Here is an 11,918-nt window from a genome sequence, read left to right as displayed (position 1 = left end):
AGACGCTGCAAGCAATGCCGCCGATGGGGGGCTTCTTCACCGCGCTCGACGCCGCCAATGAAAAAACCTATCTCGGATTTGCCGGCGGCTCCGGCATCACCCCGGTGTTGTCGATCATCAAGACCACGCTGGCGGCCGAGCCCAAATCGACCTTCACGCTGGTCTATGCCAACAAGGGCGTGAACACGATCATGTTCCGCGAAGAGCTGGAAGACCTGAAAAACACCCATATGGGCCGTTTCAACGTGATCCACGTTCTGGAAGCCGACGCCCAGGAGATCGACCTCTTCACCGGGCTGGTGACCGAAGAGAAATGCGCCCAGCTGTTCGACACCGGCTGGATCGACATCGCCTCGGTCGACACCGCCTTTATCTGCGGCCCCGAGCCGATGATGCTGGGCATTGCCGCCGCGCTGCGCAAGGCCGGGCTGGACGACGCGCAGATCAAGTTCGAACTCTTTGCCTCGTCGCAGCCGGGCCGCGCCAAGAAAAAGGCGGTCAGCAAGGGCACCGCCTCGGGCGCCAACCAGGCCAGCGCCGCGATCACGCTGGACGGCGCGACCCAGACCATCCAGATGCCCAAGGACGAAACCATTCTCGACGCCGCGCTCGGCAACAGGATGGACGCCCCCTATGCCTGCAAGGCCGGGGTCTGTTCGACCTGCCGCTGCAAGGTGATCGAGGGCGAGGTCGAGATGGTCGCCAACCACGCGCTCGAGGATTACGAGGTCGAGAAGGGCTATGTGCTTTCCTGCCAATCCTACCCCGTGACCGACACCGTCGTCGTCGATTTTGACCAGTAAGGAGCATCCATCATGGCCGAAGACATGAGCATCGAAAGCTATCTCGCCCAGGGCGGTGTCCTGACCAACCCCAGCAACGTGCCGCCGCGCTACCGCGCCGAGCTGATGAAGCTGATGACCACCTTCGTCGATTCCGAACTGGCCGGTGCCGCCGGTTTCGCCGATGTGATCAACGCCGGCCCCGGCATCAAGGAACGCATCGCAGCGGCCAAGATCGTCCTGGAAAAGACCGACAATGCCGACCGGGTGCTGAAGATCATGAGCGAGTTCGGCGTCGACGGCGACCGCTATGCCACCCACCACCCCTGGACCGCGCGGCTGGATCGCGATGCCGACATCGGCGCCAGCCGCAGCGATCACGACATGCGCCTGGCGGTGTTCAACTACCCGCTCGACGGCTGGTCCGACGCGGTGGTGATGAACCTCTTGATGGGCCGCGCCGTGGCGGTGCAGATGGCCGAGTTCTCGCTGGTCTCCTACCAGCCCCTGGCCGAGGCCTTCCGCGCCATCGCCCCGGTCGAGGCGCGCCATGCCGAACTGGCCGAGGAGGGGCTGGCCAAGCTGGCCGAGGGCGACGCCGCCGGCCTCCAGGCCAGCATCGACTACTGGTGGCCGCGGGTCGCCGCCTCTTTCGGCGCCTCGGATTCGGCCAAGGCCGAAAGCCTCAGGGCGATGGGGCTGCGGCGCAGCGGCAATGCCGAGCTCAAGGCCCGCTGGGAAGCCGAGGCCGGGGCGGTTCTCGACCGGCTGGGCCTCAAGGCGGGCTGAACCGGCCCGCGCGCCGGCACCCGAAACCGGCATGACACCGCAAGCGCCCCCTGTCGCGGGGCGCTTTGCCTGTCGCAGGGCCCCGTTTCATGGCGCCGCCGGCAGAACCTCGCGCCGCACCATGGCGCGCAGGGCGAAATTCGAGCGCATGTTGCGGATGCCGGGCACGTTCATCAGCCGGGTCTCGAGAAAGCGGTCGAAGGCGGCGAGATCGGCCACCACCACCCGCAGCAGGATATCGCGCGATCCGGTCATCAGGTGGCATTCCATCACCTCGTCGAAGGCGCCGATCGCCCGTTCGAAGGCATCCACCCCGCCGCGCGCCTGCTGCTCCAGTTCGACCGAGACAAAGACCGTCACCGGCAGGCCCAGCTTGTCGGCATCGACCCGCGCCGAATAGCCGGTGATGACCCCCTCGGACTGGAGCCGCTCCAGCCGCCGCGCGCAGGGCGTCGCCGACAGGCCGACCTCTTCGGCAAGGTCGGCAATCTTCATGCGCCCATCTTTCTGAAGTGCGCGGATGATTCTGTGGTCTATCGCATCCATGGGGGCTTCCTCCAAAACCTGCCAGCATATTAGGGCAAAGCTCCAAAAATTTGAAGTCCAGCGCGCATATTTGGAGAATTCCGCTCGACCCCTTCTGGCATTCTGGGACCACAGGCAGGAGGATCAGACATGCCCACAGATTTGGATATAAGCAAAGTATTCGCGCCCGGGCACGAGACCGTGCTGCGCGTGGCCCACAAGCCAAGCGGCCTGCTCGGCTTCATCGCGGTGCATTCCACCGCCCTCGGACCGGCGGCCGGCGGCCTGCGCATGCGCCCCTATGCCACCGAGGACGAGGCGGTCGAGGACGTGCTGCGCCTGTCGCGCGGCATGACCTACAAGAACGCCGCCGCCGGTCTGCCGCTGGGCGGCGGCAAGGCGGTCATCATCGGCGACCCGGCGCGCATCAAGACGCCGGAACTGCTCGCCGCCTTCGGACGGGCAATCGACACGCTCGACGGGCAATACTGGACCGCCGAAGACATGGGCATGACCCCGGCCGACATGGCGGTTCTGGCCCGCGAGACCCGTTACGTGGCCGGCCTTGCCGACGGCGAATTCGCCAGCGGCGACCCCTCGCCGATCACCGCGCGCGGCATCTTCCGCTCGATCCTCACCACCGCCCGGCACCGTTTCGGCAGCAGCGACCTGCAAGGCCGCCGCGTCGCGGTGCAGGGGCTGGGCCATGTCGGCGCCCATCTGTGCCGCATGTTGCACGAGGCCGGCGCCAAGCTGATCCTCGCCGATATCGACGAGGGCCGGGTCGCCGAGGCGGTCGCCACCTTCGACGCCGAGGCGGCGGACCCTGTGGGCATTCTCTCGGTCAAGGCCGACATCCTGGCCCCCTGCGCCATCGGCGCGGTGCTCAACGAAGCCAGCATCGCGGCGCTCGACGTGGCCGCGGTCTGCGGCGGCGCCAACAACCAGCTTGCCACCGAGGCCGACGGCGCCCGCCTGCACCGGCGCGGCATCCTCTATGCGCCGGATTACGTCGCCAATGCCGGCGGCATCATCAATGTCGCGACCGAGATTCTCGGAATTTCCGACCGTGAAGGCTTTGTCGAGGAAAAGCTCGCCGCGCTGGACGACACGCTCGACCGCATCCTGACCCGGGCCGCCAAACGCGATTGCAGCCCCAATGACGTCGCCGCCGAGATCGTCGACGAGCTTCTGGCGCCCCGCGCCGCCTGAACGACCTGCGGCCCCGGCAGCGCCATGCCGCCGGGGCCGTGACAGGGCGTCAGAGCGCCCCGAGCCCGCCCAGCGTCAGCCGGGTCACGGTGCGCGCATAGTCCTCGCGCGCGGCGCTGCCGGCGCCGGTGTTCCACATGTAGTACCAGTTCAGCATGCCGAAGACCGACATCGTCGCGGCCCGCAGCTTGGCTGCGTCGCCGTCGAAGACCTGCGGCGCATTGGCCTTCACCACATCGGAGACGAAGTTGACCATGTCGCGCTGATAACCGCGCAGCAGCTTCTGCTGATCCTCGGGCAGGGCCGACATCGAGCCGATCTGCACCTGATGCTCGTGGTCCGCCCCCTGATAGGCGCGCAGGGTCTCGGCGACCACCGCCAAAAGCTGCCCATCGGGCGCCATGCCGGCGATCTCGATGCCGCAGATCCGGTCGCGCAGCTCGCGCAGATAGGTTTCCAGAATGTCGAACAGCAACGCGTCCTTGCTGTCGTAGTAATGGTAGATATTGGCCTTCGAGATGCCGCATTCCCGCGCCAGCAGCGCCATCGAGGCGCGGTCGAACCCCTCGGTGGCGAACACCTTGGCCGCGTTCTTCAGAATCTGGTCGCGCTTCTGGTCGTGGTCTTTTGCAATCGTGCGGGCCAAAGCTTACTCCTTGTTGCGGCTGTCGATAACACGAACCGCCTTGCCTTGTGAACGGGCGACATCGCCCGGATCGCCGACGATCACCTCGACCGAGACCCCGACCATGTCCTTGACGTGCTTGGTCAGCATCCGCGCCGCCGCGGTCTTGGACAGGCTGTCGGTGGCATCCGGGCTGGCCTCGACAAAGACCCGCATCGCGTCCATCCGCCCCGACTTGTAGAGCTCGATCTGGAAGTGCGGCGCAAGGCCGCCGGTGGCCATGACCTGCTCTTCGATCTGGGTCGGAAAGACATTGACGCCGCGCAGGATGATCATGTCGTCGCTGCGCCCGGTGATCTTGGCCATCCGCCGCATCGAGCGCGCCGTGCCCGGCAACAGGGTGGTCAGGTCGCGGGTGCGATAGCGGATCATCGGCATGCCTTCCTTGGTCAGCGTGGTGAAGACCAGCTCGCCCTCTTCGCCGTCCTCGACCACCTCGCCGGTCGCCGGGTTGATGATCTCGGGGTAGAAGTGATCCTCCCAGACATGCAGCCCGTCCTTGGTTTCCACACATTCATTGGCCACCCCCGGCCCCATGATCTCGGACAGGCCGTAGATGTCGACCGCATGCATGTCGAAGGCTTCTTCGACCTCGAGCCGCATGGCGTTGGTCCAGGGCTCGGCGCCGAACACCCCGACCTTCAGCGACGAGGCGCGCGGATCCAGCCCGGCCTTGCGGAAGCCTTCGAGGATATTGAGCATGTAGGACGGCGTGACCATGATCCCGTCGGGTTTGAAATCGGTGATCAGCCCGACCTGTTTCTCGGTCTGCCCGCCGCCCATCGGCACCACCGTGGCGCCGAGCCGCTCGATGCCGTAATGCGCGCCCAGACCGCCGGTGAACAGACCATAGCCATAGGCGTTGTGCACCATGTCGCCCCGGCGCAGCCCGCTGGCCCGCAGGCTCCGCGCCAGCACATCGGCCCAGACGTCGATGTCCCCCTTGGTATAGCCGACCACGGTCGGCTTGCCGGTGGTTCCCGACGAGGCATGGACGCGGATGATCTCTTGGCGCGGCACCGCAAAAAGACCAAAGGGATAGTTGTCGCGCAGGTCGTTCTTGTAGGTAAAGGGGAACTTGGCGAGATCCTTCAACTCCTTGAAATCATCCGGGTGCACACCGGCCTCGTCAAAGCGTTTGCGGTACATCGGCACCTTGTCATAGGCATGGCGCAGCGACCATTTCAGGCGCTCGAATTGCAGGTTTCGTATCTCGTCGATCGAGGCGATCTCGATCGGATCCAGGTCTGCTTTGTTCGGGGTAAGGTCTTTCATGATCCGGTCCTTGGCGGGTTATTCTTCGAAAAGCCGGCCCTTGATCGCGCGGGAGATGCCCCGGAACTCCGCGATCTTGGTGCCGTCCTGATTGGTGACGGTGACGTCATACATGCCGTTGCGGCCAGCGAGGTTGACCTCGGTGGCGACCGCCGTCAGCACATCGCCCAGCCGGCCGGGGGCGAGATAGGTGATGGTGTTGTGCTGGGCCAGCGTCGACTGGTTGCGGCTGTTGCAGGCAAAGGCAAAGGCGGTGTCGGCCAGGGTGAAGGACATGCCGCCATGGCAGACGCCGTGACCGTTGCAATGATGCTGGGTGACGGTCATCTGCATGGTCGCGGTGCCTTCGTCGACATCGACCAGGGTGATCCCGACCGAGCGCGAAGCCAGATCGCCGTTCATCATCGCTTCGGCCGCGCGCCTTGCGCGTTCCTTCGGCGTCATGGTCATGGTCATCGTCATTGTCCCTTGAACACCGGCGCGCGTTTCTCGAGAAAAGCCGACACGCCCTCGGCGTAATCGGCGCTTTCGCCACAGGTCTTCATGGCATCGGCCTCCAATTCCAGATGCTCCCGCAGGCTGTCCACGGCGGCGGCCTGAATGCAGTGTTTGGTCAGCCCCAGCCCCAGCGTCGGCCCGTTGGCCAGCTGCTCGGCCATCTTGCGGCATTCCGCCATCAGCGCCGCGTCGGGCAGGGCCTTCCAGATCAGCCCCCAGTCTTCGGCCTGCTGCGCCGAAAGCGGCATCGCGGTAAAGGCCAGCCCCTTGGCCCGCGCCTCGCCCAGCAGGCGCGGCAGATGCCAGCTGCCGCCGGTGTCGGGGATCAGCCCGACCTTGGAAAAGGACTGGATGAACTTGGCGCTTTCGGCGGCAAACACCATGTCGCAGGCCAGCGCCAGATTGGCCCCGGCCCCGGCGGCGACGCCGTTGACGGCGCAGATCACCGGGAACTCCAGCGACCGGATCAGGTTGACCAGCGGCGCATAAAAGCTGCGCACCGTGTGACCGAGGTCGGGCGGGCCATCCATCTTCGAAGGGTCCCGGTCGCCAAGATCCTGCCCGGCGCAGAAACCGCGCCCGGCCCCGGTCAGCAGGATCGCCCGCTTGCCCGTGTCGCGCGCGCGCTCGATCTCGGCCCGCAGGGCCAGATGCATCTCGTCGTTGAATGAATTCAGCCGGTCGGGACGGTTGAGAGTGATCTCAACCCAATTCCCGTGATCCTGCGCAAGAATCGTATCGCTCATGGCGCCCTCACGTTTCGAAAATTTCCACACCCATCTTGCATAAACCGAACGGTTGGTCAATAAAGCTTGCGAAGATTGATTCTGAAAACCCCGGAGCCGACGACCATGCCTACCCTGTTCGAAAGCGATTTCCCGCGCCGCGACCATACGCTTGCGCATGGCCCGGAGTCTGAAACGACCGCCCCCGATCTCGCACCCGACACCTGACAGGCCCGACCGGACTGCCGCGGCTCGAAAAATGAACCGGGGTGTTGATGGTTACAAATCCCTTACTTAACACATTCACTATTAACCTGCTAATGGGAGGACCACATGGTTAAATTCTCGAAACTCACTTCGCTTCTGGCGGGGGCCGCGCTGGCGGTGACCGGTGCCGCGGTGTCGGCAGCGGATTACACGCTGACGATCTCCAGCTGGGCGCCGCCGACCCATGGCATCAACGCCATGATGTGGCCCAAGTTCGTCGAGATGGTCGAAGAGGCCACCGGCGGGCAGGTGACGGCCGAGCTGAAACTGGGCCTCGCCCCGCCGCCGGCCCAGATGGACCTCATCATGGATGGCGCGGCCGATGCCTCGATCATCTTCCACGGCTATCAGGCAGGCCGTTTCGTCACCACCAAGATGATCGAGCTGCCGGGCTACGAAGGCTCGGCCGAGGCCGCCTCGGTGGCCTACTGGCGCACCTATGAAAAGCACCTCGCCGCCGCCGACGAGCATCGTGGCGTCAAGGTCATCGCCCTGCACACCCACGGCCCGGCCCAGCTGCATTCCAACGCCTCGGTGACCGCGATGGAACAGATCGCCGGCCTCAAGGTCCGCATTCCCGGCGGTGTCGGCGGTGACGTCGGGACCGCGCTAGGGGCCACCGGCATCGCGGTTCCGGCGCCCAAGGTCTACGAGACCCTGGCCTCGAACGCCGCCGACGGCGTCGTCATGCCCTTCGAATCGCGCAAGGGCTTCAAGCTGACCGAAGTCGCCAAGAACGTCTACGAAGTGCCCGGCGGCCTTTATCGCGGCTCTTTCGCCTTCATCATGAACGAAGACACTTTCGCCGATCTGCCGGCCGACCTTCAGGCGGCGCTGGACGAGAAGGTCTTCGGCGAACCGCTGAGCCGCGAGATCGGCAAGATCTGGGACCAGATCGACAGCATCGGCCGCAGCGCCACCGAGGGTGCTGAGGGCAATGCCATCAACCCGGCCTCGGCCGCCGATCTCGAGAAGTTCAATGTCATCGCCGCCGATGTGCGCACCAAGGTCATCGCCGAGGTCACCGCCGCCGGTGTCGACGGTCAGGCCGCCTATGACATGATCAAAGCAGAGCTGGCGGCGCAATAAGCCCCGCCTCCGGCCCGGCGGCACCCGTCGCCGGGCCACCCCCAAGGTTCGAGGAAAGGTCCGCCCATGGCCGTGCTGCTTCATTTCATCCGCCGACTGAGCGACATCCCGGTTCTGGTCGCCTGTGCGGCGCTGTTCCTCCTCATGGTCATGACCTTCTGCGACGTGATCCTGCGCTCGCTGTTCAACGCGCCGATCGAGGCCGCGACAGAACTGACGCGGATCCTGATGGCGGTGCTGGTCTTTGCCGTGCTGCCGGTGATCTCGGCCCGCGCCGATCATATCGCGGTCGACCTCACCGACGGGTTCTTCGCCCGCTACCGCCTCAGCCGCCTGCGTGACGGGCTGGTGTTCCTTGGCTCGGGGGTGATGCTGATCTGGCCCGCCAAGCGGGTCTGGGTGCTGGCCGAACGCGCCCGCGATTACGGCGACGTCACCGAATATCTCAGCATCCCGCAGTTCTACGTCGGCTGGTTCATCACCCTGTTCACCGCCATCGCCGCCCTCGCCATGATCGTAACCGGCCTGTTGCACCTCTTCGCCCCCCATCTTCTTTCGGAGCGCCACCCATGACCGCTGCCCTGATCGGCTTTGCCATCGTTCTTCTTCTGGTGTTGCTGCGCCTGCCCATCGTCTTTGCCATGGGGCTCGTCGGCACGCTGGGCTTCGCCCATGAGCGCGGCGGCTCGATCCTGTCCGAGCGCGGCATGAAGGCCGCGATGTCGATGGTCGGCCGCCAGATCACCGACACCGCGCAGGACTACGGCCTGTCGGTTGTGCCGCTGTTCATCCTCATGGGGCTGTTCGTCAACAAGGGCGGCATGGCCAAAGAGCTTTACGCCGTCTCCAACGCCTTTCTGGGGCATATGCGCGGCGGTATCGCCATGGCCACCGTCGCCGCCTGCGGCGGCTTCTCGGCGATCTGCGGATCGTCGCTGGCCACCGCCGCCACCATGTCGAAAGTGGCGATGCCGGAAATGCGCCGCTATGGCTATTCCGACGAATTGTCCACCGCCTCGATCGCGGCGGGCGGCACGCTGGGCATCCTGATCCCGCCCTCGGTGATCCTGGTGATCTATGGGCTGCTGACCGAGACCTCGATCGGCAAGCTGTTCATGGCCGGCATCCTGCCCGGCGCCCTCGGCATCCTGTTCTATCTCTTCGCCGTGCGCTGGACCGTCTGGCGCAACCCCGCGTCGGGACCCGCCGGGACCCGCGCCGGCTGGGGCACGCGTCTTTTGGCGCTGAAATCGGTCTGGGCGGTGCTTTTGCTGTTCTTCCTGGTCATCGGCGGGCTTTACGGCGCCTTCGACTTCCACCCGCTGAACCTCACCTTCTCGCCCACCGAGGCCGCCGGCATGGGCGCCATGGGCGCCTTTCTGATCGCCCTGTCGCGTGGCGGGTTGACGGTCAAGTCGACCTTCGAGGTGCTGAAGGAAACCAGCTTTACCGCCGCCGCCCTGTTCTCGGTGCTGATCGGGGCGCAGGTCTTTTCCAACTTCATCAACCTCGCCGGTCTGCCCGAGGCGCTGATCGCCATGGTCACCGCCTATGACGTGCCCAGTTTCGTGGTCATCCTGATGATCCTCGGCATCTATATCATCCTCGGCTGCGTCTTCGAATCGCTGTCGATGCTGCTGTTGACGGTGCCGATCTTCTTTCCGCTGGTGACCTCGCTGGGCTATGATCCGATCTGGTTCGGCATTGTCGTCGTGGTGGTGACCGAGATTTCCTTGATTACACCGCCGGTGGGGCTCAACGTGTTCATTCTGAAAGGTGTTGTGGGCGACGTGTCGACCGGCACCATCTTCAAGGGGGTCACGCCGTTCTGGATTGCCGATATCTTCCGGCTGGCGCTGATCGTGCTGGTGCCCTGGGTGGTGCTGGTGCTGCCGGAACAGATGGGGGCCATGGGGCATTAAGGGGCAAATATGTTCGATCTGACGCAGCTTCCCGACGGGTTCCACGACGACCCCTACCCGCATTACCGCCGGCTGCGGGAAGAGGCGCCGGCCTGCCGTCAACCCGATGGCAGCGTGATCCTGTCGCGCTATGCGGATCTGGACCGGATCTATCGCGACACCGCCACTTTCATTTCGGACAAGAAGGCGGTGTTCGGCCCCAAATACGGGGTCACATCGCCGCTTTACGAACACCACACCAATTCGCTGGTGTTCAATGACCCGCCGCTGCACACGCGGGTGCGCAAGGTCATGGTCGGGGCGATGAACCCGCGCGCCCTGGCGCAGATGGAACCGGGGCTGGAAACGCTGGTCTCGGATCTGCTCGACCAGATGCAGGGACGGGCGCAGGTCGAGCTGATCGAGGCCTTTGCCGGGGCGATCCCGATTGAAGTCATCGGCAACCTTCTGGGCATTCCGCGCGAGTTGCGCGATCCCCTGCGCGACTGGTCGCTGGCCATTCTTGGCGCGCTGGAACCGCGCCTGACGCCCGAGCAAGAGGCTTTGGGCAACCAGTCTGTTGTTGATTTCAAAGCCTTCCTGCGCGGCATCATCGAGGACCGCAAGGCCAACCCTCTGGACCCCGAGGTCGATGTGCTGACCCGGCTGATCCATACCGAGGGCGAGCACCTCACCGAGGTCGAGCTGTATCAGAACTGCATTTTCATCCTCAACGCCGGGCATGAAACCACCACCAACCTGATCGGCAATGCGCTGGAATTGCTGGGGCGCTTCCCGGAGAAACGCGCACAGCTGATCGCCCAGCCAGAGCTGATCACCACAGCCGTGGATGAATTCCTGCGCATGGAAAGCCCCAACCAGTTCGGCAACCGGCTGACCACCGCCGAGATCACCCTGCATGGGCTGACCATCCCGGCGGGCACCGACATTCACCTGTGCATGGGCGGCGCCAATCGCGACCCTGAGGTTTTCGAAAACCCTGACGAGATGATCCTCGACCGGCGCCCCAACAAGCATCTGGCCTTTGCCGGCGGCGCCCATACCTGCGTCGGCCTGACCCTGGCCCGCATGGAGGGGCGCATCGCCGTGGGCCGGTTCCTCGAACGCTATCCCGATTACGACATCCTGCCCGGCGCCCGGCGCGGCGGCCGCCTCAGGTTCCGCGGCTTTGCCAGCCTGCCCGCCCGGCTTGGCTGACCTCTTACCGGGGCGGCTTTCTCGCCTCCGGTTATTGACCGACCGTTCGGTCGCGTAATAAACTGCCTGCGAACACCGCAGTCGCGAGTCGCCCGAGGCGGCACCACGAGGAGAACAAGATGACCATCCAACAGGTTTCCAGCTTTGCCGCAGGCGCGTGGATCGCGCCCGGCGCCGGCGCCCGCAACATCGCCAGCGCCATCACCGGCGAGGTGATCGCCAGCGCCGGCAACAACGATCTCGACGTGCAGGCCATGCTCGACCACGCCCGCAACGTCGGCGGCCCGGCCCTGCGCAAGCTGACCTTCCACGACCGCGCCCGTATGCTGAAGGCGCTGGCGCTGCACCTGCGCGAGCATCGCAAGGCCATGTACGAGCTGTCGTTCAACACCGGCGCCACGCAAAGCGACCACATGATCGACATCGATGGCGGCATCGGCACCATGCTGGTCTTTGCCTCCAAGGGCCGCCGCGAAATGCCCGACGCCCATGTCTATCTGGATGGCGAGGTCGAACAGCTGAGCCGCAACGGCACCTTCCTCGGCCAGCATATCTGCACCCCGCTGCAAGGTGTCGCGGTGCATATCAACGCCTTCAATTTCCCGGTCTGGGGCATGCTGGAAAAACTGGCACCGACCCTGCTCGCCGGCGTGCCGGCGATCGTGAAACCGGCGACCAACTCCTGCTACGTGACCGAGCTTTGCGTGCGCCTGATGCTCGCGTCGGGCATTCTGCCCGAGGGCGCGGTGCAACTGGTTTCGGGCGGTCTCGGCGACATGCTCGACCGCCTCGGCATGCAGGATGTGGTCAGCTTCACCGGCTCGGCCGACACGGCGCTGAAACTGCGTTCGAACCCGATCCTGATGGAAAACTCGGTGCGTTTCGTCGCCGAACAGGACAGTCTCAACGCCTCGATCCTTGGCCCCGATGCCGAGCCGGGCACGCCCGAGTT

The 11,918-nt window shown here is 65.1% G+C and carries 13 protein-coding genes; 8 read left to right on the top strand and 5 right to left on the bottom strand.

What is annotated here, in order from left to right; translation table 11 throughout:
- Both ABZD10_RS08655 and ABZD10_RS08650 read left to right on the top strand, forming a co-directional pair.
- A partial coding sequence (locus ABZD10_RS08655; protein ID WP_372885834.1) for a 2Fe-2S iron-sulfur cluster-binding protein occupies positions 1-803 on the top strand: 803 nt, incomplete at its 5' end.
- A gap of 12 nt (positions 804-815) precedes the next feature.
- A complete protein-coding gene (locus ABZD10_RS08650) occupies positions 816-1,571 on the top strand; it encodes a Phenylacetic acid catabolic protein (protein WP_372885833.1) in 756 nt (251 codons plus the stop codon).
- Positions 1,572-1,658: 87 nt separating this feature from the next.
- Here ABZD10_RS08650 and ABZD10_RS08645 read toward each other — a convergent pair whose 3' ends face one another.
- Entirely contained in the window at positions 1,659-2,117 is a 459-nt protein-coding gene (locus tag ABZD10_RS08645; protein ID WP_372885832.1) for an Lrp/AsnC family transcriptional regulator, read from the bottom strand.
- 129 nt (positions 2,118-2,246) lie between these two features.
- Between ABZD10_RS08645 and ABZD10_RS08640 the strand changes: the two genes are divergently transcribed.
- Positions 2,247-3,308 carry a Glu/Leu/Phe/Val dehydrogenase gene (locus ABZD10_RS08640; protein WP_372885831.1) on the top strand — a complete coding sequence of 354 codons (1,062 nt, stop codon included), beginning with the start codon at positions 2,247-2,249 and terminating at the stop codon, positions 3,306-3,308.
- A gap of 49 nt (positions 3,309-3,357) precedes the next feature.
- Here ABZD10_RS08640 and ABZD10_RS08635 read toward each other — a convergent pair whose 3' ends face one another.
- From ABZD10_RS08635 to paaG, 4 genes are read right to left on the bottom strand one after another with little or no spacing between them, the layout of a single operon-like run.
- On the bottom strand, positions 3,358-3,954 hold the full coding sequence (locus ABZD10_RS08635) for a TetR/AcrR family transcriptional regulator (protein ID WP_372885830.1): 597 nt from the start codon (positions 3,952-3,954) through the stop codon (positions 3,358-3,360).
- Positions 3,955-3,957: 3 nt separating this feature from the next.
- A complete protein-coding gene (gene paaK, locus ABZD10_RS08630) occupies positions 3,958-5,268 on the bottom strand; it encodes a phenylacetate--CoA ligase PaaK (protein WP_372885828.1) in 1,311 nt (436 codons plus the stop codon).
- Between the two features lie 18 nt (positions 5,269-5,286).
- Positions 5,287-5,712, bottom strand: a complete 426-nt coding sequence (gene paaI / locus ABZD10_RS08625) for a hydroxyphenylacetyl-CoA thioesterase PaaI (RefSeq protein ID WP_372885835.1) — start codon at positions 5,710-5,712, stop codon at positions 5,287-5,289.
- 14 nt (positions 5,713-5,726) lie between these two features.
- On the bottom strand, positions 5,727-6,512 hold the full coding sequence (gene paaG / locus ABZD10_RS08620) for a 2-(1,2-epoxy-1,2-dihydrophenyl)acetyl-CoA isomerase PaaG (RefSeq protein ID WP_372885827.1): 786 nt from the start codon (positions 6,510-6,512) through the stop codon (positions 5,727-5,729).
- Positions 6,513-6,824: 312 nt separating this feature from the next.
- Between paaG and ABZD10_RS08615 the strand changes: the two genes are divergently transcribed.
- The 5 genes from ABZD10_RS08615 to ABZD10_RS08595 all read left to right on the top strand — a co-directional run.
- Positions 6,825-7,847: a TRAP transporter substrate-binding protein gene (locus ABZD10_RS08615; RefSeq protein ID WP_372885826.1), complete on the top strand. Its 1,023-nt coding sequence runs from the start codon at positions 6,825-6,827 to the stop codon at positions 7,845-7,847.
- 66 nt (positions 7,848-7,913) lie between these two features.
- Positions 7,914-8,420, top strand: a complete 507-nt coding sequence (locus tag ABZD10_RS08610) for a TRAP transporter small permease (RefSeq protein ID WP_372885825.1) — start codon at positions 7,914-7,916, stop codon at positions 8,418-8,420.
- The gene (locus ABZD10_RS08605) at positions 8,417-9,769 is read left to right on the top strand and encodes a TRAP transporter large permease (RefSeq protein ID WP_372885824.1); all 1,353 of its coding nucleotides are present in this window, start codon (positions 8,417-8,419) and stop codon (positions 9,767-9,769) included. The genes ABZD10_RS08610 and ABZD10_RS08605 overlap by 4 nt, the downstream gene beginning before the upstream one ends.
- Before the next feature lie 9 nt (positions 9,770-9,778).
- Positions 9,779-10,966 (top strand): cytochrome P450, encoded by a 1,188-nt coding sequence (locus tag ABZD10_RS08600; RefSeq protein ID WP_372885823.1) that lies wholly within the window; start codon positions 9,779-9,781, stop codon positions 10,964-10,966.
- 119 nt (positions 10,967-11,085) lie between these two features.
- Positions 11,086-11,918 (top strand): aldehyde dehydrogenase family protein (locus ABZD10_RS08595; protein WP_372885822.1); only part of this gene is annotated, 833 nt, incomplete at its 3' end.

Origin of the sequence: Shimia sp. (assembly GCF_041624275.1) — a bacterium.
Classification (GTDB): Bacteria; Pseudomonadota; Alphaproteobacteria; order Rhodobacterales; family Rhodobacteraceae; genus Shimia.
Note: the sequence above shows the minus strand (reverse complement) of the source record. Positions and strands in the feature narration are given on the sequence as shown.

What these genes read in the sequence shown, in the direction of transcription:
- ABZD10_RS08650 (WP_372885833.1), top strand. Translation starts at nt 816, where the DNA reads ATGGCCGAAGACATGAGCATCGAAAGCTATCTCGCCCAGGGCGGTGTC.
- ABZD10_RS08645 (WP_372885832.1), bottom strand. Translation starts at nt 2,117, where the DNA reads ATGGATGCGATAGACCACAGAATCATCCGCGCACTTCAGAAAGATGGG.
- ABZD10_RS08640 (WP_372885831.1), top strand. Translation starts at nt 2,247, where the DNA reads ATGCCCACAGATTTGGATATAAGCAAAGTATTCGCGCCCGGGCACGAG.
- paaK (WP_372885828.1), bottom strand. Translation starts at nt 5,268, where the DNA reads ATGAAAGACCTTACCCCGAACAAAGCAGACCTGGATCCGATCGAGATC.
- paaI (WP_372885835.1), bottom strand. Translation starts at nt 5,712, where the DNA reads ATGACGCCGAAGGAACGCGCAAGGCGCGCGGCCGAAGCGATGATGAAC.
- paaG (WP_372885827.1), bottom strand. Translation starts at nt 6,512, where the DNA reads ATGAGCGATACGATTCTTGCGCAGGATCACGGGAATTGGGTTGAGATC.
- ABZD10_RS08615 (WP_372885826.1), top strand. Translation starts at nt 6,825, where the DNA reads ATGGTTAAATTCTCGAAACTCACTTCGCTTCTGGCGGGGGCCGCGCTG.
- ABZD10_RS08610 (WP_372885825.1), top strand. Translation starts at nt 7,914, where the DNA reads ATGGCCGTGCTGCTTCATTTCATCCGCCGACTGAGCGACATCCCGGTT.
- ABZD10_RS08605 (WP_372885824.1), top strand. Translation starts at nt 8,417, where the DNA reads ATGACCGCTGCCCTGATCGGCTTTGCCATCGTTCTTCTTCTGGTGTTG.
- ABZD10_RS08600 (WP_372885823.1), top strand. Translation starts at nt 9,779, where the DNA reads ATGTTCGATCTGACGCAGCTTCCCGACGGGTTCCACGACGACCCCTAC.